The organism is Exiguobacterium sp. SH0S2 (assembly GCF_004337185.1).
GTDB classification, from domain to species: domain Bacteria; phylum Bacillota; class Bacilli; order Exiguobacteriales; family Exiguobacteriaceae; genus Exiguobacterium; species Exiguobacterium aurantiacum_A.
In genome coordinates this window covers 53951-77445 of record NZ_SJVB01000004.1, presented here as the reverse complement: position 1 = coordinate 77445, position 23495 = coordinate 53951, and the positions used below count along the sequence as shown (strand labels likewise).

21 protein-coding genes are annotated in these 23495 nt (G+C 49.6%); 11 read left to right on the top strand and 10 right to left on the bottom strand.

Annotation, left to right across the window (positions count from 1 at the left end; genetic code table 11):
- Positions 1-77: 77 nt before the first annotated feature.
- The 4 genes from EVJ21_RS10905 (at position 78) to EVJ21_RS10890 (ending at position 2788) form a co-directional block, all read left to right on the top strand.
- Positions 78-425: a PadR family transcriptional regulator gene (locus tag EVJ21_RS10905; RefSeq protein WP_035386661.1), complete on the top strand. Its 348-nt coding sequence runs from the start codon at positions 78-80 to the stop codon at positions 423-425.
- Positions 412-1374, top strand: a complete 963-nt coding sequence (locus tag EVJ21_RS10900) for an HAAS signaling domain-containing protein (protein ID WP_131490513.1) — start codon at positions 412-414, stop codon at positions 1372-1374. Before EVJ21_RS10905 ends, EVJ21_RS10900 begins: the two co-directional genes overlap by 14 nt.
- Positions 1375-1464: 90 nt before the next feature.
- Entirely contained in the window at positions 1465-2301 is an 837-nt protein-coding gene (locus EVJ21_RS10895) for an aldo/keto reductase (RefSeq protein WP_071398723.1), read from the top strand.
- 73 nt (positions 2302-2374) lie between these two features.
- Positions 2375-2788 carry a DUF4304 domain-containing protein gene (locus EVJ21_RS10890; RefSeq protein ID WP_161568956.1) on the top strand — a complete coding sequence of 138 codons (414 nt, stop codon included), beginning with the start codon at positions 2375-2377 and terminating at the stop codon, positions 2786-2788.
- Here the strand turns inward: EVJ21_RS10890 and EVJ21_RS10885 are convergent, their stop codons facing one another.
- The 3 genes from EVJ21_RS10885 to EVJ21_RS10875 are packed head-to-tail and all read right to left on the bottom strand — an operon-like array spanning position 2789 to position 5031.
- On the bottom strand, positions 2789-3604 hold the full coding sequence (locus EVJ21_RS10885) for a MetQ/NlpA family ABC transporter substrate-binding protein (protein WP_131490509.1): 816 nt from the start codon (positions 3602-3604) through the stop codon (positions 2789-2791). It lies immediately after the preceding gene.
- 25 nt (positions 3605-3629) lie between these two features.
- Positions 3630-4292, bottom strand: coding sequence for a methionine ABC transporter permease (locus EVJ21_RS10880; RefSeq protein WP_131490507.1), 663 nt, complete (start codon positions 4290-4292; stop codon positions 3630-3632).
- Positions 4285-5031 (bottom strand): methionine ABC transporter ATP-binding protein, encoded by a 747-nt coding sequence (locus EVJ21_RS10875; protein WP_131490505.1) that lies wholly within the window; start codon positions 5029-5031, stop codon positions 4285-4287. The genes EVJ21_RS10880 and EVJ21_RS10875 overlap by 8 nt, the downstream gene beginning before the upstream one ends.
- Before the next feature lie 190 nt (positions 5032-5221).
- On the opposite strand from EVJ21_RS10875, the gene EVJ21_RS10870 reads away from it, so the two are divergent.
- Positions 5222-7006: an SLC13 family permease gene (locus tag EVJ21_RS10870; protein ID WP_131490498.1), complete on the top strand. Its 1785-nt coding sequence runs from the start codon at positions 5222-5224 to the stop codon at positions 7004-7006.
- A gap of 48 nt (positions 7007-7054) precedes the next feature.
- Here EVJ21_RS10870 and EVJ21_RS10865 read toward each other — a convergent pair whose 3' ends face one another.
- Complete coding sequence (locus EVJ21_RS10865) at positions 7055-7798, bottom strand: hypothetical protein (protein WP_131490496.1); 744 nt, start codon at positions 7796-7798, stop codon at positions 7055-7057.
- Between the two features lie 192 nt (positions 7799-7990).
- Between EVJ21_RS10865 and adhP the strand changes: the two genes are divergently transcribed.
- The 3 genes from adhP (at position 7991) to EVJ21_RS10850 (ending at position 10246) form a co-directional block, all read left to right on the top strand.
- Positions 7991-9022, top strand: coding sequence for an alcohol dehydrogenase AdhP (gene adhP / locus EVJ21_RS10860; protein WP_070328005.1), 1032 nt, complete (start codon positions 7991-7993; stop codon positions 9020-9022).
- A 160-nt stretch (positions 9023-9182) separates the two neighbouring features.
- On the top strand, positions 9183-9617 hold the full coding sequence (locus tag EVJ21_RS10855; protein ID WP_070328004.1) for a MarR family winged helix-turn-helix transcriptional regulator: 435 nt from the start codon (positions 9183-9185) through the stop codon (positions 9615-9617).
- A 104-nt stretch (positions 9618-9721) separates the two neighbouring features.
- Positions 9722-10246, top strand: a complete 525-nt coding sequence (locus tag EVJ21_RS10850; protein ID WP_016510581.1) for a CarD family transcriptional regulator — start codon at positions 9722-9724, stop codon at positions 10244-10246.
- 30 nt (positions 10247-10276) lie between these two features.
- Here EVJ21_RS10850 and EVJ21_RS10845 read toward each other — a convergent pair whose 3' ends face one another.
- The 3 genes from EVJ21_RS10845 to mqo form a co-directional block, all read right to left on the bottom strand.
- Positions 10277-10972 carry a hypothetical protein gene (locus EVJ21_RS10845; protein ID WP_131490494.1) on the bottom strand — a complete coding sequence of 232 codons (696 nt, stop codon included), beginning with the start codon at positions 10970-10972 and terminating at the stop codon, positions 10277-10279.
- A gap of 14 nt (positions 10973-10986) precedes the next feature.
- Positions 10987-11475 carry a hypothetical protein gene (locus tag EVJ21_RS10840; RefSeq protein WP_131490492.1) on the bottom strand — a complete coding sequence of 163 codons (489 nt, stop codon included), beginning with the start codon at positions 11473-11475 and terminating at the stop codon, positions 10987-10989.
- Positions 11476-11590: 115 nt separating this feature from the next.
- Complete coding sequence (gene mqo, locus EVJ21_RS10835; RefSeq protein WP_131490490.1) at positions 11591-13090, bottom strand: malate dehydrogenase (quinone); 1500 nt, start codon at positions 13088-13090, stop codon at positions 11591-11593.
- Positions 13091-13332: 242 nt separating this feature from the next.
- Here mqo and EVJ21_RS10830 point away from each other — a divergent pair, with 242 nt between their 5' ends.
- A complete protein-coding gene (locus tag EVJ21_RS10830) occupies positions 13333-13746 on the top strand; it encodes a (deoxy)nucleoside triphosphate pyrophosphohydrolase (RefSeq protein WP_070328000.1) in 414 nt (137 codons plus the stop codon).
- 20 nt (positions 13747-13766) lie between these two features.
- Here EVJ21_RS10830 and EVJ21_RS10825 read toward each other — a convergent pair whose 3' ends face one another.
- The gene (locus tag EVJ21_RS10825; protein WP_131490488.1) at positions 13767-16646 is read right to left on the bottom strand and encodes a DEAD/DEAH box helicase; all 2880 of its coding nucleotides are present in this window, start codon (positions 16644-16646) and stop codon (positions 13767-13769) included.
- Between the two features lie 112 nt (positions 16647-16758).
- On the opposite strand from EVJ21_RS10825, the gene EVJ21_RS10820 reads away from it, so the two are divergent.
- Positions 16759-17301: a histidine phosphatase family protein gene (locus EVJ21_RS10820; protein ID WP_131490486.1), complete on the top strand. Its 543-nt coding sequence runs from the start codon at positions 16759-16761 to the stop codon at positions 17299-17301.
- Between the two features lie 47 nt (positions 17302-17348).
- Here the strand turns inward: EVJ21_RS10820 and EVJ21_RS10815 are convergent, their stop codons facing one another.
- The gene (locus EVJ21_RS10815) at positions 17349-18212 is read right to left on the bottom strand and encodes a DegV family protein (protein ID WP_070327997.1); all 864 of its coding nucleotides are present in this window, start codon (positions 18210-18212) and stop codon (positions 17349-17351) included.
- A gap of 259 nt (positions 18213-18471) precedes the next feature.
- On the opposite strand from EVJ21_RS10815, the gene mprF reads away from it, so the two are divergent.
- On the top strand, positions 18472-20970 hold the full coding sequence (gene mprF / locus EVJ21_RS10810) for a bifunctional lysylphosphatidylglycerol flippase/synthetase MprF (protein ID WP_236636584.1): 2499 nt from the start codon (positions 18472-18474) through the stop codon (positions 20968-20970).
- A 47-nt stretch (positions 20971-21017) separates the two neighbouring features.
- On the opposite strand, the gene EVJ21_RS10805 is transcribed toward mprF, so the two are convergent.
- Positions 21018-23408: a carbohydrate binding domain-containing protein gene (locus EVJ21_RS10805; RefSeq protein WP_201739021.1), complete on the bottom strand. Its 2391-nt coding sequence runs from the start codon at positions 23406-23408 to the stop codon at positions 21018-21020.
- Positions 23409-23495: the final 87 nt, after the last annotated feature.

Sequence of the window (23495 nt, the reverse complement as noted above, 5' to 3'; positions counted from 1 at the left end):
ACTTTTATTCATAATTGTTGTACATCACACTATAGTGTATAATATACAGTATAAAAAGAATCGAAGGAGGCAAAGAGATGTCTGATGTAAAAGCCTCATTGATGACCGAGTTACGACGAGGCACCTTGACGATTGCAGTCTTGAGTCAACTGAAGACACCACAGTACGGGTATTCACTTGTTCAGGCGCTTCTCGATGCCGATGTCAGCATCGATCAAAGCACGCTCTATCCGCTCTTAAGGCGGCTTGAAAAGCAAGGGCTCGTGACAAGCTCGTGGGATACGACTGAGAGCCGGCCTCGCAAATATTACGTCCTCAGCGCAGAGGGAACGGATATGTTGCAGGAGTTGTATGCGGAATGGAATAAGATGTCGCTCACATTAAACCGTTTGATAGAAGGAGGAAACGACCATGAACCTTCGTGATGTGTATATTGCAGAAGTGACGTCTCGAATCCCTGAGTCGATGCGAGAAGATGTTGCGCTTGAACTCGAGTCCACGATTGATGATATGACGGGAGACGATCCGTCCGAGAAAGCTCTCTTGGAGGCCCTCCGTCAGTTAGGTGACCCGAGCATACTGGCCGCACGGTATGCCAATCGCCCGCTCCATTTAATTGGTCCAGCCCTATTCCCAGGCTATGTGAGTATTTTGAAGACCGTCTTGCCAATTGCTATCACACTCTCGATTATTCTCGCAACTATCGCTTATCTTGCTGATGCGAATGTTGAATCATCATGGGTACAATTCATCATCCAAGGACTGGTTCAAATCAGCTCTGCAATCTTCGAAGTCGTGATTCAGACTTTCTTCTGGATTACGCTTGTCTTCTTTATCATCGAGCGGGCTTCCCCAGAAGGAGATGTCCCTTTATCGAAATGGTCACCAGAAAAATTAAAGAACGTAAAACCACGTACAAAGTTCATCCCCCTCAGTTCAATCGTATTTGATTTTGTTATGGTCGTTGTCTTGCTGATGCTCTATGTGAACACTGATCAATGGATCCGCTTATCAATTGACGGAGAGACATTCCCCCTCATTAACCCGGAAATATTGGATCGACTTTTCCCGTTCGTAATTGCGCTAGCCGTCTTTGACATCGGAATTGGAGTTTATAAATGGATTGTGCGCTATTGGACGAAACCGCTCGCCCTATGGAATGTAGCCTTGAACGTTCTATGGATTGGAGTGACGGCACTGATTCTGCTGCAACCAGAGCTCATTTCATCGGAAGCTCTCGCTCTCCTAGCCGAACGAACCAGCATCGCTCTCACGACACTCACACAATGGGGTGTATGGAGCATAGTGCTGACCGTCGTCGTCGTCTGTCTCATCGATTTGATTGAAGGATGTTATAAAGCGTTTCGTCCTTAATTGAAATACTCATCTCGCATTCAAACGTTTCATTCCCCAGGAAAGTGGAATAGCCGAGAAGAGAACGTATTTCCACGGAGGAGGCATTTTATGAACATTCCGACCATCAAACTACACGACGGTTACGAGATTCCAGCTATCGGACTCGGCACCGTCTTCTTACGAGGCGAGACCGGTGTTGACGCCATCACGAGCGCGATCCGTAACGGTTATCGTCTCATCGACTCAGCGATTCGCTACGACAACGAAGGCGCGCTCGGGGAAGCAGTCCGGCAGTCCGGTATCCCGCGTGAGCAGTTATTTTTGACGTCGAAACTGCGTGGTCAATATTTCGATTATGATGAGGCCCTCAATATGATTCAAGAGTCGCTCTACCGGGCCAACCTCGACTATTGGGACTTATTTTTACTCCACTGGCCGAACCCGAAGCAAGATAAATACGTCGAGGCATGGCGCGCGCTCATCCAAGCGAAAAAGAACGGATGGATCCGTTCGATCGGCGTCTCGAACTTCATGCCTGAGCATCTCGATCGCTTGATCGAAGAGACGGGTGAGACACCGGTCATCAACCAAATCGAGCTCCATCCCTACTTCTCCCAAGTCGAGCAACGTCAAGCCGACAAAAAGCGAGATATCGTCACTGAGGCGTGGAGTCCGCTCAGCCGGGCCCGGACCGTCATCCATGATGAGACGATCACCGAGCTCGCCAACCAAAAAGGTAAGACGGTGTCGCAAGTCATCCTGCGTTGGCACATCCAGCTTGGCGTCATCCCGCTCCCGCGTTCGTCGAGCGAGCTACACCAACAAGAAAATCTCGACGTCTTCAACTTCGAGTTGACCGAGGACGAGATGGAGACCATCAATGCGTTGACGAAACCGGATGGCCGCATCGACAACCAAGACCCGAGAGAGTATGAAGAGTTTTAACAAAACAGGATTGAGCGTGCGCTCAATCCTGTTTTTCTATATATTCGAACTAAACCACTCAAAGGAGAATCTTATGCTATCACAACAACGAAAAAACATGATTGTCATCCTGAAACGAGTGGTAGTTCCTTATTTACGGTCGCATCAATTCAAAGGCTCGTTTCCTCACTTTCGGCGCGTTCAATCAGACCAAATGGATTTAGTCACCTTTCAATTCAATCGTCATGGTGGCTCGTTCACTGTCGTGTTGGCTCAAGCTCCAGCCACTGTTTTTCTGACACCTTGGGGAGAACAAATCAGCCCACAAAAAATGACCGCCTACGATGTCGACGTCGACGCGCGACGAAGACTAGGCAGTCATTCTCCATATGAAGACGGTATTTGGTTCTCTTACGAATCAGCTCAGTTGGAACAAGACTATATACGCGTGGCGCACCAAGTCATTGATTCGTTTGAACAAGACTATTCACGTTGGGCGCAAAATTAATTAAAACGCCGGGATCGCCGTTTCGTCGTAATTCTCTTCTAAGAACGCACGGACTTCGTCGCTCGTGAGCGCTTCACCGAGTTTCTGGATCGCTTCATCGTCTTTGTTGTCTTCACGGGCGACGAGCGTGATGGCGAAGTCGTTTTCGACCCCTTCCGTCAAGAGCGCGTCGCTCTTCGGCGTAAGGTTGAGCGGTGCCGCGTACGCCGGTGTCATGAGGACCGCGTCGACGTCGTCATAGGCACGCGCGAGCATGAGAAGGTCGACCTCTTCGAACTTAAGGTTTTTCGGGTTGTCCGTGATGTCCGCTTGCGTGTAATACGAGCCGGTCTTCTCCCCGAGGTTGATCACGTCATGCTGCGCGAGGAGCGAGAGTGAGCGGTCGATGTTCGAGACGTCGTTCGCGATTGCGATCGTCGCGCCTTCTGGGATGTCGTCGATGTTGTCGTACTCTTTCGAGTAGACGCCGTAGTTGGCGAAATAGATCGGTTCGATCAGGACGAGGTTGGCGTCATTGCTGCGGTTGAACTCTTCCATGTACGGGACGTGCTGGAAGAAGTTCGCATCGACTTCTTTCGCCGCGAGCGCCGTGTTCGGTTGCACGTTGTCGCCGAGGACGACGATTTCGAGTTCGATGTTGTCTTCCGCGAGCTGGTCTTTCGCGATCTCAAGCATGTCGGTCATCGGCGGGATGAGCGAGGCGACTTTGAGCGTCTGCGGCTCGTTTGACGGTGTTTCCGTCGTTGTTTCGTTGTCAGTTCCACACGCCGCGAGGACGAGGGTAAGTGAGGCGAAGAGTGCCATTAATTTTTTCATTGATTTTCCTTCTTTCTATAGATGATTAGCGTTTGTCGATGACCCGGGCCACCGTCGTACCGGTGAACTGGATCAGCTGGACGAAGACGAGCATGATGAAGATCATATACAGCATCAGCTCCGTCTTGAACTGTTGATAGCCGTAGCGGATGGCGAAGTCGCCGATGCCGCCGCCCCCGACCACCCCCATGATGGTCGAGTACGAGATGAAGCTGATGATCGACGTCGTCAGCCCGAGGACGAGTCCGGACCGGGCCTCGACGTATAGAAACTTGAAGATGACGTCTTTGATCGACGCCCCCATCGATACGGCCGCCTCGACGACGCCACGCGGGATGTCTAGGAGCGACTGCTCGACGAGACGAGAGTAGTGGGCGATGGCGATGATCGCGAGTGGTACGGTCGCTGCCGCCGTCCCGAGCGCCGTTCCGATGATGAGCCGCGTAAATGGAATCAAAAACACGACGAGGAGCAGGAACGGGAACGAGCGGACGATGTTGACGACCAAGTTGAGCACCGAGAAGACGGCCCGATTCTCGAGCAACTGCCCTTTCCGGGACAAGTAGAGCCACGTCCCGAGCGGTAAGCCGACGAGGACGGCGGCGAGGATCGAGACGCCGACCATGATGAACGTCTCACCGATCGAGCGCCAAATCTCGGTCTGATATTGAACGAGCACGTCAGGCATCCGGCTCACCCACCTTTCGCAACTCGTTGACGAACCAGGCCGGATTGTTGTCGATTTCCGGGACACCACGCGGGACGAGACCGAGCGTCTCATACACCGATCCATCCGCCATGACGGTCACGCGGTCACACACTTGCTTGATGACGTCCATCTCGTGGGTGACGATGACGATCGTGACACCGAGCGCCTCGTTGATCGACTTCAGCACGCCGAGGATCTCGGCCGTCGTGTTCGGGTCGAGCGACGAAGTCGGCTCGTCACACAACAAGACGTGCGGTTCGTTCGCGAGCGCCCGGGCGATGGCGACGCGTTGCTTTTGCCCGCCACTCAGCTGGGCCGGGTACTTGTCCTTGAACGACTCGAGCCCGACGAAGCGGAGGCATTCGAGCACCCGTTCCTCGTGCTGCGCTTTTGGTCGCCCGGCCAGTTTGAGCGGGGCGACCACGTTGTCATATACCGTCTTGTTGCCGACGAGGTTGAACTGTTGAAAGATCATCCCGATGACGTGTCGCTGTTCGCGGAGTTGCCGGCTCGATAGACTCGTCAGTTCGTTCCCATCGACCGTGACCGTCCCTGCGTCCGGCGTCTCGAGCAAGTTCATCAGGCGCAGCAGCGTCGACTTGCCGGCACCGCTCGCACCGATGATACCGTATACCTCGCCTCGTTCAATCTGAAGCGAGACGTCACGGACCGCCTCGTCACGACCAAACTGTTTGCTTACATTCGTTAACGTGATCATAGACCGTCCCTTTCTTTCATACTGGAAAAGTGGAATGATAACCGTTCTCCATTTTAGCGAACTAAAGGACGATTGTCAGTTGAGGCGGCTCGTCATAATGGTTCGGTCTGAGCTTGAAGTACGTTTTACTTCACTTTCCGCCTTCTAGACACTTATAATAAAATTAATAAATACCATAGGGGGTATATGAATGACTACCGAAATATTATTGACCTTCGCTGTCTTGGCGCTAGCGATCGTCTTATTCGTCACCGATAAACTCCGGACCGACCTCGTCGCCGTCTTGATCATGGTCATCTTGCCATGGACCGGTGTCATTACGGCTAATGAGGCATTTTCTGGATTCGCGTCAAACGCTGTCATTTCTGTCATCGGGGTTATGTTAATCGGTTACGGTGTCGAACGTTCCGGCATCATGACCGTCGTCGCAGAATTTATCACGAAACGAGTCGGGGTCAAAGAAAAGAACGTCATGGCAACGACATCGACAACCGTAGGCCTCATCTCGGCGTTCATGCAAAACATCGGCGCGGCCGCCTTATTTTTACCGGCCTTGAAGCGGATCAGTAAAAATGCCAACATCCCGGCTTCCAAGCTGATCATGCCGATGGGGTTCGCTGCCATTCTCGGGGGCACACTGACGATGGTCGCTTCGGGTCCGCTCATCATCTTGAACGACTTGTTGACCGAGTCCGGGTTTGACGCTTTAAACTTGTTCGCTGTCACACCAATCGGTCTCGTTTTGCTCGCGACCGGCATCCTCTACTTCTACTTCGCGGGTGGCCTCGTCTTGCCGAAAGCGTCCGGGGAAACGCAGACGACGAGTGCTTCTTTCATGGAAGAAACGCATCAATTGACGACCGATATCCATGAGCTCGACGTCAACGCTCGCCTTGCCGGACAAACGATTGAACAACTCGATATTTGGTCGACGTATGGGGTCAACATTCTCGCACTTCGCGAAGGTGAGAGCCACGTCTATGGTCCTTGGCGTAAGACTCGCCTCGCCATCGGGCAGACGCTCGCCATCCTCGGAACGGACGAGGCGATCAGTCGCTTCGCGGCCGATTATGAACTGACCATCAAACCTGAACTCGAATACTTCGCTTCTCTTGAAAACGAAGACGAGAGCGGGTTCGCTGAGATCATCATCCCGCCAACGTCGCCGTTCATCGGGAAGACGCTCCGCGATATTGGCTTCAGGAAAAATTTCCGACTTGAGCCGCTTGCCATCGTCGGAAGCGACGGTGCGCAGACAAAACTGGAAAACGTCCCGTTCGAAGCCGGCATGCAACTCGTCGTCTACGGCAGTTGGAAAGATTTGATCAATTTGCGGAACGGTCGCGAAGTCGCGATTTTAAGCGATGTGAAAGCACCCGAACTCGCACCACAGCAGAACAAGAAAAAGCCAGCCTTGTTTTCAATCATCGTCGCCCTCGGTCTCGTCTTTCTCGGTTTTCCACTGTCGCTCAGCTTCTTTACGGGAGCCCTGCTGATGATTTTACTCGGTGTCATCCCGAAAGATGAGATTTACCCAGCCATTGACTGGAAGACCGTGTTCTTACTAGCCGGGCTCATCCCGCTCGGTATAGCCTTTGAAAAGAGTGGCGCTGCCGCTTATACGGCGGATGCCATCGTCAATCTCGTTGGCGGGTGGAGCACGCTCGCAATTCTATTCATCATCGGGATCATCACGATGTTCTTCTCACTCTTCATGTCAAACGTGGCAGCGACCGTCTTACTCGTCCCGCTCGTTCTGATGATGGCCGATACGTTCAACATCGATCCGATCGGTCTCGCGCTACTTGTCGCGATATCGGCTTCGAACTCGTTCATTTTACCGACCCATCAAGTCAACGCCTTCATCATGGGACCGGGTGGTTACCGCAACGCGGACTATATGAAGGCCGGAGGAGTCATGAGCCTCCTCTTCCTTGTTGTCTCGGTTATGATGATTTACGTATTATATATGTAACATTCGAAAAGGCAGAACGCGCGATCACGCTTTCTGCCTTTTGTGCATTTAAATCGGGTGCCGCTTGAAATGGTCGGCGATATGAGACCGCATCGCATCACGGTTCTCAGCGAAGATACGATGTCGGTGTCCGTTTCCGCCTGACGGATGCGGAAACCCGCTCACGACACGTTCTGGTGCGATGAGTCCTCGAGCGACGAGCGTCTCGACGGCCCGACGCACGTTGACACCCATCGGTAAAATGAGCGCATCTTCGAGGACGGTCATCTCGTCGGCGAAACTTCCCTCGACGTATGAACGGAACAGCTCCGTTCTTAACATGTCCGGACTCGAACCGTTATAGTTCTTGCCTTTATAGAAGACCGGATAAGGCAACACAGCGGTGTTCTGCACGAGATGGTTCGCCTCACCGAACAAGTCGAGCGTCGATTCGATTTGGAGATGGTGATGCAAGTCCAAGTCGTCGAGCATCGTCACCAAGTTCTTCCGAATCGGCCCTGAGAAGCTGCCGCGCTGTTTGACGGCCTGGAGCGCTGCTTCATCCGAGGCGTCAGCCAAGTCGCGGATCGCCTCGAACGACTGTCGCATTTGATAGAGACCCGGCGTGATGCCAGCAATGACGACTTTAGCGTTCGGATTGATGTATTCGAACGGGGCATAATAAATGGTCAATTGCTTCTTCGGGTCTTCCTCAAGAAGGAACATCTCGCTCTTCAACGTCGTTTCGTCCATGTCAGGAAGCTCAATGATTTTCTGTTTATAGGCTTGAAACAGGTCGGTTCGTGTCGGCACGATTCATCCTCCTTTCGTGTTCTGTCTTATCCTGTTCCCCAAAATCATTATGTGAAAAAAGTTCATGAAAGCGACAAGACTTCGCCTTTAGTTAAGCGTTTCCATTCCCTTTTTTATGCTATTCTTTTCTTGTCAGTTTGGTAATTACATATCTTTAATTACCTATAATTAGGATGGGGAGCGTGGGATAAAGTGAAAGCAGTCGTAGTCAATTCATCTAACAAAGCGAATATCGAAGTGGTTGAAAAGGAGTTGCGCCCACTAAATTCTGGAGAGGCGCTTGTCGACGTCGAGTATTGTGGCGTATGTCACACGGACCTACACGTTGCCGCGGGAGATTTCGGTGATGTCCAAGGCCGCGTACTCGGACACGAAGGCATCGGGATCGTTTCAAAAATTGCTGACGACGTAACGAGTTTGAAAGTCGGAGACCGCGTCAGTATCGCCTGGATGTATCATGCCTGCGGGCGTTGTGAGTACTGTACGACTGGACGCGAAACGTTCTGCCGCCACGTACAAAACGCTGGATATAGCGTTGATGGCGGGATGGCCGAGCAAAGTATCGTAATGGCCGATTTCACTGTCAAAGTACCAGACGGACTCGATCCGGCACAAGCTTCGAGTATCACGTGTGCCGGTGTCACGACGTATAAAGCCATTAAAGTGGCTGATGTGAAGCCAGGTCAAATCGTTGTCATCTACGGATGCGGTGGTCTTGGTAACCTGGCAATTCAGTACGCCAAACACGTGTTCAATGCGTACGTCGTCGCAGTCGACATCAATGACGACAAACTCAAACTCGCTAAAGACAGCGGCGCCGATATGATCATCAATCCAGTGACAGAGGGCGCTGCGGACAAAATCATCCAAGAGCAACTCGGGGGCGCACATGCAGCGGTCGTCACGGCCGTTTCAAAAGTAGCCTTCAACTCTGCGGTCGACGCTGTAAGAGCGTGTGGAAAAGTTGTCGCGGTCGGACTTCCGTCTGAAACAATGGATTTGAATATCCCACGTCTCGTCCTCGATGGCATCGAAGTCGTCGGATCACTCGTCGGTACACGTAAAGACTTAGAAGAGGCTTTCCAGTTCGGGGCCGAAGGAAAAGTCGTACCGGTCGTCCAGAAACGTTGCCTCCACGAAGTCCAAGATATTTTCGAAGAGATGGAACAAGGTAAAATTCAAGGACGAATGGTCATCGATTTCAAAAATAAAGAATGCCAGTAAAAAAACGAGGCCATTTGGTCTCGTTTTTTTACTGGCGTCTAAACCGGGTCATCGTATGACATGATCATCTGTTCAGTTGAACTTGAGATACTAGCGCATTGACGCGCCCTATCCGCTTTTGTATAGTTAGGAACGACAAAACAGAATAGGAGTGACCAATTTGACTCCATACGAACAACTTACGCCAACGCACCTTTTGGATTTGCTCGGTGAGCGCCACGATCAAATCCGACGCATTAGCGAACGGGCATGGAACGAACAACATGATATTTACATCTCCAACTCGGAATGGTACATCCTCGCCCGCATCTACCGAAAGAATCCGACCATCTCCGAAGTGACACGGAACGTCCATGTGTCACGCCAGGCGATCCATAAACTGATCAAGAACTTGAAGACAAAAGAGCTCGTCACGGTGACCGACCACCCGACGAGCCGAAAAGACAAATGCATTCAGCTGACCGACCTCGGTATCCGCTGTTATGAACAAAACGAGGCGCTAAAAGCCGATCTCGAACAAAAAATTGCCACGACACTTGGCGACGATGCGTTTAATCAATTGCAGACGTTGCTCCAAACCGACTGGAAACTGTGATCTCTTCTCATCATAAGAAGAGGTTTTTTCCGTCTGTGCGGCCTTCAATGTCAACCGGGTTGACAATTTACATCAATTACCTCTATAATGGATATTAGGAAGAGGTGATCGATTTGTTCAAAATTGATGATTTAATCATCTATTCGACCCACGGAGTTTGTCGCATTGACGAAATTTCCGATATGACGGTCGCAGGTGAGACGAAGTCGTACTATACGCTCCATCCAATCAACAACGCGCAGAAGCTACAGATCAGTATTCCGGTCGATAGTGACAAAGTCATGATGTTGACACTCTTGGAAGCTAAAGAAGCAAAAGAGATCCTCGAATCGTTCCGCTCTCCTGGTGTCGAATGGAATCCCCATCCGAATAACCGGAACCGCGAATTCTTGCATGTCGTTCATTCGGGCAACCGTCACGATATCGCTCAAGTCATCAACACACTTGCTCGGAGACAAACCGAAGCAGTTTCGTTGAACAAAAAGTTATATGAACAGGATCGTAAGATTTTGGAAAACGCTAAAACGATTCTTGTGAAAGAACTTTCACTCGCGCTTCATTTGTCGGAAGAAGTCATCGATCAACAGATTGCCGCTTATTTGAGCGCTGAACCTGTTGCCGCCACTTGATTGGACCCTTCTATATGAAGCGGTCTTTTTTTATTGTCTGAACGCCTGTAACACTTGTTCCTTCAACGGTTGGAAGCTCATCCCTAAGTTCCCGTGGTACATAAAATGCTTCGAGCATAGCACCGTCCCGATTCCACCGTCACGGTATGTAAATGGAATCGGGCCTTTTGCAATCCAGTCGCAGAGTCGAAGGTTTCGATTGAATGTCTGACGTGGAACCATGTGCTCCTCTTCAAGCAAACCGAGCAGTTCGCCGAGTGCCTGTTTGCTATGGACAATAATTACTTTCGGTCGATAAGTGAAGAACAATTCTCGGAACACTCGATTCCCATACTGAATCAAGTCAGGATTTACGCTAAGCAAATCTTTCGCTCGTCTCGTCGGATAGGCGTTCATATTCGTCTCAATCACTTCAACTTCTCCATTCGCCCTCAGCTCTAAATCTTCGACAAATTTATTCAAGCCGATCCGCGTGCGTGATAAGTCCGTCTTCCCTTGCGAACGGCGAATCGTCTTCACGCGCTCTAAAAACTGCTCTCGATGACAAAATGTATCGATATACTCTTCAGCACTTGTAAAGTCGTCCTTATGCATCGGCGTCGCTGGATTGATGCCAACGATGAAGACGTTGCCTTTTGAACTCGGGGATTTACTGACGAACGGTCGGAAATAGTAGGGATGGGGCGCACATTCGACCCAACTTTTTAACACTTCAACTGAACACATGCCCCGGTCTCCTCTCAATCAGTCTGTAAAGTCACATCTTCAGCTAATCCTGTATTGTTAATCTTGTTGTACTGGTCATAAGCTTCCGTCACTTCGTTCAAGTCTTCTGGATCAATTAAAAATGTTTGAGTCCCTTTCACAATCAGCAAAAGCGGCTGCCCTTTGAACTTTACTTCATCCAAGATCTCGGATGCGTCTCGAACGATCACTGTCTCCGTTGTTGGCGTAAGGCACCGGACTTCTGTATGATCTAGCCACTCCAATATTTCTGTGACTTCCGACTCGACATCAAACAATATGGCGACCAAAACATAATGATCCCCTTGTTTCATCAGGACAGCATAGCAATCACCCATTTGGACGCATTCCGTCTTCGCCGTCTCCATATAGTCTTCGTAATGAGGGAGGACACAATACTCGTAACTGTCCGGATATTTTCGCAGGTGTTCGAGATAAGCACCATACTTTTTTCTTTCCCACTGTGTAAGCTTGATTTTATCCACCCTCTACCTCCTACATGATGGTATTCACCTTTTATTTATAACCAATATATGGTTTTTTAATGTTGCAATTCAAAAGAAAAAGCGAGAATATTTTCGCATTCTCGCTTCAACCGATTCAATTGTGCACGACACCCTTTTCTTTCAAGCCGAGCGCCATTGCCGTCGATTCGTGGATCGTCTTGAACAGCTCAGGATGGTCTGAGAGCGAGACGCCGTACGATGGCACCATCACCTTGATTTTCGGCTCCCATTCCGGCAACTGCTCAGGGAAGCACTGCTCGAGCACTTTCAACATGACGTGGACGGCAGTCGACGCACCGGGTGACGCACCGAGGAGCGCCGCGACCGAACCGTCTTCCGCACTGACGACTTCTGTCCCGAATTGGAGCGTGCCTTTGCCTGCTGGCGTGTCTTTGATGACTTGCACACGCTGACCGGCGACGACGATTTCCCAATCCTCGTTTTTCGCGGTCGGGATGAACTCACGGAGCTCGTCCATCCGCTTGTCGTGAGACAAGAGCACTTGCTCGATCAAATATTTCGTGAGCGGCATCTCTTTCGCCCCGGCCGCAAGCATCGTCACGACGTTGTACGGTTTGACCGATTGGATGAGGTCGAGGTTCGAGCCTGTCTTCAAGAACTTCGGCGTAAAGCCGGCGAACGGTCCGAACAAGAGCTCTTTCCGTCCATCGATGTAACGTGTATCAAGATGCGGCACCGACATCGGCGGCGCGCCGACTTTCGCCTTGCCGTATACTTTGGCGTGGTGCTGCTCGATGACGTCACGGTTTTTACAGACGAGGAACAACCCGCTCACCGGGAATCCGCCGATATGCTTCGACTCCGGGATACCCGTCTTTTGCAACAGCGGCAAGCTGCCGCCACCGCCGCCGATAAAGAGGAACGGCGCCGTATGCGTCTCGATCGTATTCGCCTCGATGTCCTTCACTTTCACTTCCCATAGCCCGTCTGGCAATCGTGTCACGTCCTCGACGCTATGCTTGTAGTTGACCTCGACATCATGATTCGTCAAATGGTCAAACAGCACCCGCGTCAGCGCGCCAAAGTTGACGTCCGTCCCTGAGTCAATTTTCGTCGCGGCAATCGGCTCATCGATCGTGCGACCTTCCATGACGATCGGCATCCATTCGCGCAACTGCTCCGGATCGTCCGATAAGACCATACCATCGAACAACGGATTATTTGTTAGCGCTTCCAAACGTTTCTTCAAGAAGCGGATATCTTTCTCCCCTTGGACCATGCTCATATGTGGGATCGAGCGGATAAAGTCTTCCGGTTGTTGGATCAATCCTTTGTTCACTAGATGCGCCCAAAACTGGCGCGAGATTTGGAACTGCTCGTTGACGTTAATCGCTTTTGAGATGTCGAGCGTGCCGTCCGAATTCTCGGTCGTATAGTTCAACTCGCAGAGGGCGGCATGCCCCGTTCCTGCGTTATTCCATTCGTTCGAGCTTTCTTCCCCTGCGCTTGCGAGCTTCTCGAACACTTTGACTTCCCACTCCGGTACGAGCTCTTTAAAGAGCGACCCGAGCGTCGCGCTCATAATTCCCGCACCAATCAAAATGACGTCTGTTCTCTTTTGGACACTGCTCATGAAAACCCCATCCTTCTCCCCTGGATTTGTGTATGAAACGATTCAGTAAATCCCCATTCGCCGATCGTTTCTTTGTAATCGTTATACTGATTATAACGCTTTTGTGATGAAAGATAAGGGTTAAGTAGTGAAAATAGAGATGAAACTTTTTATCGAGTTTACACTTCGGAAATCGCCGACGTCACACTTTGTTTCGAATGGTATGATGAAGGCAACTAAACGAACAGAGCGAGGTCAGAAGTATGAAAAAAAAAGTAAAAGTTGTAGCAGCTGTAATCGAAAATGAGAACCAAGAGATTTTGTGCGCGCTTCGCTCAACCGATATGCTTATCTCAAATATGTGGGAGTTTCCTGGTGGGAAAGTCGAAGCTGGTGAAAATCTACAAGAAGCACTTGAGCGAGAAATTCTTGAAGAGTTAAACTGTGAAATCACAGCACATGAAGTGATTAATGAACACGTTCATGAATATGAGACGTTTATCATTCAATTAATTTCACTGCGTGCTGAATTGAAGTCAGGCACTCCGGTTGCAACGGAACATGACGCTTTGATCTGGTTGAAACGAGAAAACTTACATTCCCTCGTCTGGGCGCCAGCAGATATCCCTGCCGTAAATGACGTCATCAATCAAACGACGAAAGCCGAGAACGTGTAAAAAACACGTCTCGGCTTTTTTCAATGCGTTTGTTCATGAAGGTAGTCGTAGATTTGTTGATCGACGCTTTCCTGTAAAAGTAAATTCATCGTTACTACGGGCAATTCCTGTCCATCTTGATTCAGCATTGTCGTATCTTGAACTGATTCCAGATCCGGGGTCACTTCTCCTAAGTAGTAGAAATCTCCACCTTCATCGTCATCTTTCTTCACAAACAGATGAACGTCGATGTCTCGCTGTTTCGAATTTACAATTTTAATAACTTCTTCTGACTTAGTTGTTCTGCGACTTCTCGTAAACCAATGGAATACTTCAGGATTGATAAATGTATCTCCATAGTTCACACTTGCTTCCACGTCTTCACCTTTATGATACGTTACAAAAATCGGACACGTTTGATGTTTAACTTTGTAGCCGTATATCGTTGATTGCTCTTCTTTATCCCAGTTCAAAAGCCGGCACGCATCTTTTCTCGTATATTTCTCAAGTCTTGTCAAAGGTTTAGTTTGATCGTAACGCTCACTTCTTGCGAGCGAAGACTGTAACACGTCGTTAAACAAGCGGTAGAACCATTCATTTGTTAATAGCGACTGTAAGTGCGAAGACAACTGATACGCTTCATTTTCCAATGTAATGAGCGGGTGACCTCCGTATTTCAATTGATCTGCATCTTTGAAAAATCCTAACGATAATACATTCTCTAAAGATTGCAACGTTGCTTCATCACAACGAACGCCTTGTTCAAGTAGCAAGTTCATAAACTCTTGTTTTGTCACTGTCTTCCGGTGTAGAAGTGCTTGTAACAACAAAACTTCATGAACTCGTTTCCCTGATAATAACTCTTGAGTCACCATCAATAATACTTGCGAATGAGAATGTGGAAGATTCGGAAGATCACGCTCTACTGTATTTAACAGTTCTCCATAGTGCCCCTTTTTCGTTCCCACGACAATTGGATCCATCGAATGATTTTCGATGAAATCAAGAAGCATTGGTGTACGGCCTAAACGGTTCTTTAAGTTTTGATAGGCTTCCTTCAATACTTTTAAATCCGTTAATCTTGCTTGGTTAATCGATTCATAAATACGTTCTTTTGCAATTGCTTCAAAATTGATTGTCGATGTTCCAGACATATAACTACGATCAATCACTTTCCGTCGAATCGAATCTTTATTTTGAGAATGGTCATCCGATAAAGCAACCGGAATTAAATAGTTATTTTTATAGTTTGCGATGAAATCGATTACTGTGACATACCGTTTCGAGTCATGTTTGCGCAATCCTCGTCCTAACTGTTGAACAAAAACAATACTCGACTCTGTCTGACGAAGCATAACGACTTGGTTAATGCTTGGAATATCAATTCCTTCGTTGAAGATATCAACTGTCAGAATATAATCTAAGCGCCCTTCTTCAAGATTCGCAACTTCAAGTCGCCGTTTCTCTTGTGAATCATCTCCAGTTAATGCACAAGTTCTAAATCCACGCCGATTCAATTCTTCAGATAATCGTTTTGCCTCTCGTTTTGAACTACAAAACATCAATCCGCACAAACGTTCTCCAGAAAATCCGTAGTAATCAATTTTTTCCACAATTCGTGTAACTCGCTCTAATGAAACGAGTTGATTAAACATATCCATTTCAACTTGATTTCCACTCACCGCAAGGTCTGTCACCCCAAAATAATGAAACGGGCACAGCATATCTTCTTCAAGCGCTTCTTGTAATCGGATTTCATACGCAATGTTGTAGTCAAACAGTTTAAACAAGTCATATCCGTCCGAACGCTCAGGAGTTGCCGTCATACCAAGTAAAAATCGCGGTGTAAAATACTCAATCATTCGTTGATACGTATTCGCACCGGCGCGATGACTTTCATCAATCAAAATATAGTCAAACGTATCCGGGTCAAATTGATTCAACGTCTCTTGTTTTGAAATCGTTTGAATCGTTGCGAACATATATTTAGCATTCGTTGCTCGGCTTGAACCCGAAAGGATACCAAAGTCTTCGTCTTTCCCGCCAATTACTCTTTGAAAATCTGCTTTTGCTTTTTGAAGAATTTGCTCTCGGTGAACGACGAACAGCATTCTATTCGGATGATAACGGCGTACATCAAAAGCGGCTAAATATGTTTTTCCTGTACCTGTAGCGGAAACGACGAGGGCACGCTGATTTCCTTGGGCACGAACTGCTTCGATTCCGTTTAAGGCAGCGAGCTGCATCGAATTCGGCTCTACTCGTAACGCGTCTTCGATTCGATTCACATCATACCGACTTGGAAACTCGGCAACCCGATCACCGAAGATCGGACGATAGACTCGTTCATATGCCGTAATCCATTCTGCCGTCAGCGGAATTGACTCATTCCACATGTCCTCAAATTGTAGTAAAAAGTGTTCAACAATTTCCCCATTCTCATGAGATGTCAATTTTACATTCCATTCATAATTCGTTTTTAACGCTCCAGACGTCAGATTGGAACTTCCAACAATTAATGAGTAGTATTCATTATGCTGAAAAATGTAACCTTTTGAATGAAACGCCTCAACTTCGGCGATGCGGACGTCAACGTTTTGAAGCTTAAGTAGTTCTTTAAAGACTTTTGGTTGGTTGAAGAATTGATACGTCGAGGTCATGATTTTTCCGCGAATTCCTTTTTCATGTAAGTCGAAGAGCGTCGATTTTAGTGTCGCTAACCCCGATTCGGTGATGAATGCGACAGAAAATAAAAAGGACCGACATACTTTTAACTCATCCGTCAAAGAAGTTAAGACGTCTTGCCGCTTGCTCTTCTCATTGACGAGTAGCTCTGGTTTAAATGGGCTGATATGATGATGATTCTTATCAAGAAACCCTTTTTCCAATGAATTTTTTAATTGGTCTGTAAAATGGCTCATTTAATCCTCCATCTTGAATTATAATAAATTGAAATAATTCCTATTACATGAAATCGTTTTACATATATTTCATTATTATCTTCTCATCAAAAATGATCAAGGAGAATCCACCATGCCAACCATCTACCTCGTCCGTCACTGTTCGGCCACCGGTCAAGAGCCGGACGCTCCGCTCACGGAAGCCGGTGAACAGCAAGCGCTCGACCTTTCTGCTTTCTTTCAAGACGTCCCGATCGAGCGCATCATCTCGAGCGATTACACTCGGGCCGTCGCTTCAATCACACCTGTCGCTAACGAGCGGAACTTAACGATTGAACAGGAACCGAAGCTTCGTGAGCGTATCCTCTCGCTCGAACCACGGGCTGATTGGTTCGACCTACTCCGCCACTCGTTCGACAAGCCTTCGTTCAAGTTACCCGAAGCTGAATCGGGCCTAGACGCAACTGCTCGGATTTTGGACGTCGTCACTCAAATAAACGGTCCAACGATTCTCGTGACGCACGGCAATCTGCTCGCGCTCTTGTTACAACATGTGGATAACCAGTTTGATTTCGAGACGTGGCGGAATCTTAGTAATCCGGACGTCTATCAGTTGGAAATTGTGGATAACTTTTTTTCAGTCAAACGCGTCTGGTCAGACCCTGCCTGTGGATAACGTTATCCACAGAAAAAACCGTCTCATCACGAGACGGCTTCACTGCTTCACTTTTCCACAAAGAACATCGAGATGGCGCCTAGACCGACGTGCGTCCCGACTGAGACACCCATCTGCATCAGATAAATCTCACCTTCGAAGTCCGATTCGGCTTGGATTTTCACTTTCAAGTTCTCAGCGATTTTTTGGTCCGATGTATAACCGATGATGATGAAGTTCGTGACGTCTTTGTCGTAGCGTTTAATGAACTCGTCCGTGTAGTGCTTGAGCACTTTCCGAGTTCCGCGTTCTTTGGCGACGATTGCACCTTTCCCGTTCTTCATGCTCATGATCGGCTTGACCATCAATAGCTTGCCGATGATCGCGCTCGCGTTCGAGATACGGCCACTCTTGATCAAATGATCCAAGTCGTCGACCGACAAGAAGTGTTTCACTTTCATCTTATACGCCTCATTGAAGTCGACGAGTTCCTCGAACGTCGCACCCGCTTCACGCATCTGCGCGCTCTTCATAAGTAACCAACCGCTGCCGTGGCTCATCGAACGGGAATCGACGATATGAATCTTCACCGTCGAATCCGGATGCGCCTCTTCAAAATATTCTTTGCCGAGCACGGCCGATTGATACGAACCACTCGTCCCACTCGACATGCAGATACATAAAATTTCGTGATGGCCGGCCGTGACGGCATCTTCCATCAGCTTCAAAAACGTCGCCGGGCTCGGCATCGCCGTCGTCGGAAATTCCGGTAACGCTTCCAACATTCCGTAAAACTCATCGGGCTGAATATCGACGCGGTCTTCATACGACTTATTGTTCATCGTGATGATGAGCGGAGCTACACCGATATCATATTTTGCTAAAATGTCGTCTGATAAATCGCAAGTTGAGTCGGCTAGTAATTTAATCATAGTATCCTCCAAATTGTCTCCTAAGGTGACGGGAATCGTCCTAGTTCACTACGCCGATTAAGACGTCAAGACAGGACACCTTTAGTGTACCAAATATAGAGGGTTTGATGTTTTTTTACTAGGCTCAATGTGCGACTTATTCATGTTTTTGAATCGATGTGCGAATTCGGGTCGTATACACTACAGGATTCACTATTCCTCACATGCAAAACAGCATATAATGCTAACACTAAGCTTGTAGCCGTAAGGAGAAGACATGATGCAAAAACGACTTTCTTGGAAGCAGCTGAAATGGTTGGTTCCATTCCTATTGATTGGCTTGATTCTTTATCAGAGCGGGCAAGAACTACAAAACTTATCGCTCGCAGCCGCCTTCTCGGCGTTAGAAAAACTGACAGGATTCGAACAATCCAGCTTGATCCTTCTTGGCTTGCTCGCTGTCCTGACGATGACCGGATACGACTACTTTTTACTCCGCTCATTGAACGTTCATATCCCGGTCCATAAGCTGCTTCGTGCGGCTTGGATCACCAACTCGATGAACGGCATGCTCGGGTTCGGCGGCGTCATCGGCATCGCACTCAGGACCTCGCTGTATCGTCCGTACACGGATACATTGCGACTGCTCCGGGCTATCGGTTGGATGACACCGACGCTGATCAGCGGACTGTCTCTACTGTCGATCGGGGTCCTCTCCGGCCTATTTCCGGCTACAACGCTGATATCGACGAAGCAGTGGATTTGGCCCATATTGCTGGCAACGCTAGCCGTCTTGCCACTTTACATCTATATGACCCGCAAACGATCGAACTTGAGCTGGTCGACGTTACTCGGCTACATCGCCACATCATTCGCGGAATGGGTGACAGCAGGACTCGTCGCCTTGTACGCCTTGTATCTCCTCGGCGGGGACGCCCCGATTGCTAGTATGCTGGGCGTATTCATCGTCGCCACAATCGTTGGGGTCGTTTCACTCGTCCCAGGCGGAGCCGGCTCATTTGATCTATTGTATTTGGTCGGGATGACGCAGCTCGGCATCAACCAAGAGATTGTGTTGTCGTCCTTGATCGTCTATCGGTTCGTCTACTTCATCGTCCCGTTCATGATTGGTTTGTTTTTAGCCGCGATCGCCTTCGGGGACCAGGTCGTCAAACAAATCGAATACAAACCGATCATCGGCTCATCGTATGAAATCGGGACGGTCGTCTGGCGCACCGTGTTGCGGACACTCGCCAAGACCGGTCGGATCGCCGGCAGTCTGATCGCTTTGATGACGAGTCTCGTCCTCTGGTTTCAAACGCTGCTCCCGAGTGTGGCCCCGCTTTATGTGACAGCCCCTTGGATGCAATGGATCGGGACGCTTTGTCTGTTCGTTGCCGGACTCCTGACGTTAGTGAGCACCTACGGCATGTATATCCGCACGAAACGGGTGCTGTGGATCACGGCTGTGTCGTTCTTCTTCGCGACGCTTGGTATATTCGCACGCGGGTTCAATTTGTTCGAAGCGTTGGTCGTGGTCGGATTTGCCTTGTTCGTTTGGCTGACCCGAAACCAGCACACGCGGTATCGCTCGATCCTGACCATCAGCCGCTTCTTCCGAAACGTGTTGTACGTCAGTCTATATGTCGGGACACATGCGATTTTGCTCCAGTCATTCAGTCAAAGCGACACGATTTTCTTTGAACCGGATCAAGCTGCCCTGTTAAGCGTGAGTGCTGTTATGATATCAGGCCTGCTATTGAGTGTCCTGTTCGTCTTGTTTAACCGTCTGAAGCGTCCCCGTCTTGGTGAGGCGTTCGAACCGATGCGCTTTGAACGGTTCCAGACGACGCATGCGACATCACACACGTTTGATTTGGCTTACATGAATGACAAGCGCGTCTATTATGGGCCTGATGACAACGCCTGCCTGTTGTTCGCGTTATCTGGTAATCACGCAATCGTTTTAGGAGACATACAAGGTGAGACGAGTGCCGCCTCCGAGCTGTTGATTCAGTTCATTGAGGCGACCGATCATCTCGGCTATGTCCCGTTGTTCTATCAAGCCACACCGAACTGGATGCCGCGCCTGCATGACGCTGGCTTCACGTTTTTCAAGCTCGGCGAAGAGGCGACGATCAATGTCGATACGTTCTCACTGACAGGTAAAAAGCGCGCGAACATGCGCTCCCTAAACAACCAGTTCATAAAAAAAGGCTTTACCGTGGACGTGATCACGCGACCGAACGAGGCGATCATCACCTCGTTAAAAGATATTTCCGAAGAATGGATCGGTAATCGCAGTGAGAAAGGCTTCTCGCTCGGATTTTTCAACGAGCAGTCCCTATCCCATTATCCGACGGCGCTGCTGAAGGACGTCGATGGGCAAATTGTCGCCTTCATCACGCTGCTCCGCGGGCATGGTACCGTATCGATTGACTTGATGCGCTCGTGTTGTGACGCCCCGCCCGGCTCAATCGAAGTACTGATTCTTCACGTAATCGAGTGGGCGCGGGAGAATGAGTATGCCGATGTCGGGCTCGGAGTCGCCCCACTCGCATCGGTCGGTGAGCATACGTTCGCTTACTGGCCCGAGCGGATCGCGGCGGACATCTTCGAGAACATCAGCTACATTTATCCGTTCAGTGGGTTAAGGCAATTTAAGAACAAGTTCAAACCGACGTGGGAAGGCCGCTACTTGGCGTTCCGGCAACGACGGACGCTCCTGCCTTCCTTGTTGCGCACGGCCCGGCTCATCAGTCGAAAAAACGTTCAATGACACGCGAAAGGAGCGCCTCGAAAATGTCGAGACGCTCCTTGTTTACATTATTTCGTTGTCACACTGACATTATCGATGTTCACATCGTGCGCGCCGAGCGGCGAACCGTCCGTGCGTCCGAGCAAGAATTTCAATCCTGTCATATCGGTTTGACCCATCGTGAGCTCAAACTCATACGTTTTCGTCTCAGGTCCGACTTGAACGATTTGGCTCAAGTAACGTGTGTACGCCGCGTTCTCGACCGTCACTTCCATGTTGCGCGCGACTGTCGAAGAAGCATCGAAACGGACGACATACGTCTGTCCCTGGTGCAGTTCGAGACCGCCTTGCTCAAGCAAGACGCTCCAAGGTTCCTGTCCTTCTTGCCCGATCGAGATTTGAGCGGCTTCGTTCACCGCTTCAACCGCGGCTTGCGCATCGAAGTGCACGTAAGAGCCCCAATGTGTCAACCCGTCCGTGAACGATCCGTTCTTCAGCGGAGACGGGTCGATCGCGATCGGTGTCACATCGAACAGTTTGACGTCGTCAAGCTCAATCGAGCCTTTCGCCGAGCCGAGCACGAACTGGAGCTGGCTCAACAGGTCTGTCGCTTGTCCCATCGTGAACGGGATCTCGATCGTTTCAAACTCGCGCGTCAACGCGACGTCTTGAAGCGGGAGATACGCGTTGCCGTCCGCTCCATTCAAACCGACTTGAAGTGCTTTGATGCGTTCCGCTCTCGCTTTAAAGCGCAACACGTAGTCATGACCTTCCGTCAGTTGAATCCCGTTTTGGACGAGCGTTGCCGGTTCGCCCTTTTTCGGGTTCGTCACGAACTTGAAGTGACGCAACTTCTCGTCAACTGTAGCCGTCCCTTTCGTTGCGCCCGGGTCGAACTGCCAGTATGTCAAGCGGTCCATCGCGCCTTGGTCAAACGTTCCGTTGTAGACCAAGTTCCCGTCGCCGAGCGCTGGTTTCGTAGCGTTCGGGTCTAGCGCTGCACGCTCGGTCTGTTCGACACGGACGTTCCCGATTTGAACGCCGGCCGTGCTGAGTCCGACATTGAACTCGAGACGTGCCGCGAGATCCGTGTCTTCCGCCATATCAAACGTCATCGAATATGTCTGTACGTCTGTCGTCAAATCGAATGAACCTTCATCCGAATATTTCGCGTAGCCGCGGTCTGGTCCGCCGCCGACTTTCACGGCGATCGAACGGGCCGAATCGGCACTCGCGTCGAACGTCACTTTGTAGTGGCCGCCTTTACCGAGTGAGACGTTTTGAATCAATTGGTGCGAATATGGCTGACTGCCGGCTTGAGTGATCGAGATGTCGGCAAAGTGTGAGCCTGCTTGTTCGATGACATCAACCGTCCCGACGCCGCCAAAGTCTGGCAAGGCCACATAGTTCCAGTACGTCGGATCGAGCGCTTGCGAACCGTTCGTCACGGTCGTGATCGGCTCCGTGTAATCTTGGTCGTAGACGAGGTTTCCGTCTTCAGACGGTTGTTTCGCTCCGTCCGGCAATACGATTTCTTCGTCCGTATAGACTGGTTCGACTGCTTCACGGTAATCGCGGTTTTTCAAATCGAAGACACGAACGTAATCGACTTCCATCTCGGCCGGGAACGGTGTCGTCGCATCGACATCCCCGTCAAACCAACCGCCGACGGCCAAGTTCATCACGAGGTAGAAGTTTTGGTCAAACGGCGCTGGGTAGCTGTACTTCGTCGCCTGGTTCAACCCTTTCGAGTACCAGTCGTTTTGCGTCTGATAGAGCTCTCCATCAACGTACCAGCGCAACTCGCCAGGCTCCCACTCGACGGCATATGTATGCCATTGATTGATGCCGTCACCTTCTTCAAAGTGATAATCTTTGCCTGTATATTTGTTGTTCGGCCAGTTCTCGCCATAGTGAATCGTCCCAGCGACTTTGTCAGGCTGGCTGCCCCATGATTCCATGATGTCGATTTCGCCAGACGATGCCCAGGCACCGTACCGGTCTTGTTCCGGCAACATCCAAAACGCCGGCCACAAGCCTTTCCCTGTCGGTAGTTTTGCCCGCATCTCATAGCGACCGTATGTTTTACTGAACTTGCCTTTCGTCGTCAGCTTCGCCGACGTAAAGTCATACGTCCCGAGTTCATCCATCGTTTGTTCCCGTTTGGCGCGGATGACGAGCTTGCCGTCTTTTACGAAAGCGTTTTCGTTTTTGTCCGTATAAAATTGCTTCTCATTGTTTCCCCAACCCGGTGCGACCGGATTGCCGTCGTTATCTTTCAACCAGTTCCCCGTATCGAAATTCCATTTTGCCTGGTCGATCTCTTTCTTGCTGAACTCATCCGCCCAGACTAGCTTCCATTTCGTATTGTCTTTTTTCTCTGGCTTTTCGGCATATGCGCCTTGTGCGGCTGACAAGACAAGTCCGGTACCGAGAGCAAGTGCTACCCATTTCTTCATCAAAATTCCTCCTTTGACATAAATGAAGGCAGACACACTCCAGTCGTACCTGCCTCTCCTCTAACAACGCACGAACATTGAAAGCGT

Bases quoted from the DNA above. Each gene is read 5' to 3' on its own strand.
- EVJ21_RS10905 (WP_035386661.1), top strand. From the start codon at position 78: ATGTCTGATGTAAAAGCCTCATTGATGACCGAGTTACGACGAGGCACC.
- EVJ21_RS10900 (WP_131490513.1), top strand. From the start codon at position 412: ATGAACCTTCGTGATGTGTATATTGCAGAAGTGACGTCTCGAATCCCT.
- EVJ21_RS10895 (WP_071398723.1), top strand. From the start codon at position 1,465: ATGAACATTCCGACCATCAAACTACACGACGGTTACGAGATTCCAGCT.
- EVJ21_RS10890 (WP_161568956.1), top strand. From the start codon at position 2,375: ATGCTATCACAACAACGAAAAAACATGATTGTCATCCTGAAACGAGTG.
- EVJ21_RS10885 (WP_131490509.1), bottom strand. From the start codon at position 3,604: ATGAAAAAATTAATGGCACTCTTCGCCTCACTTACCCTCGTCCTCGCG.
- EVJ21_RS10880 (WP_131490507.1), bottom strand. From the start codon at position 4,292: ATGCCTGACGTGCTCGTTCAATATCAGACCGAGATTTGGCGCTCGATC.
- EVJ21_RS10875 (WP_131490505.1), bottom strand. From the start codon at position 5,031: ATGATCACGTTAACGAATGTAAGCAAACAGTTTGGTCGTGACGAGGCG.
- EVJ21_RS10870 (WP_131490498.1), top strand. From the start codon at position 5,222: ATGACTACCGAAATATTATTGACCTTCGCTGTCTTGGCGCTAGCGATC.
- EVJ21_RS10845 (WP_131490494.1), bottom strand. From the start codon at position 10,972: ATGTGTTCAGTTGAAGTGTTAAAAAGTTGGGTCGAATGTGCGCCCCAT.
- mqo (WP_131490490.1), bottom strand. From the start codon at position 13,090: ATGAGCAGTGTCCAAAAGAGAACAGACGTCATTTTGATTGGTGCGGGA.
- EVJ21_RS10830 (WP_070328000.1), top strand. From the start codon at position 13,333: ATGAAAAAAAAAGTAAAAGTTGTAGCAGCTGTAATCGAAAATGAGAAC.
- EVJ21_RS10825 (WP_131490488.1), bottom strand. From the start codon at position 16,646: ATGAGCCATTTTACAGACCAATTAAAAAATTCATTGGAAAAAGGGTTT.
- EVJ21_RS10820 (WP_131490486.1), top strand. From the start codon at position 16,759: ATGCCAACCATCTACCTCGTCCGTCACTGTTCGGCCACCGGTCAAGAG.
- EVJ21_RS10815 (WP_070327997.1), bottom strand. From the start codon at position 18,212: ATGATTAAATTACTAGCCGACTCAACTTGCGATTTATCAGACGACATT.
- mprF (WP_236636584.1), top strand. From the start codon at position 18,472: ATGCAAAAACGACTTTCTTGGAAGCAGCTGAAATGGTTGGTTCCATTC.
- EVJ21_RS10805 (WP_201739021.1), bottom strand. From the start codon at position 23,408: ATGAAGAAATGGGTAGCACTTGCTCTCGGTACCGGACTTGTCTTGTCA.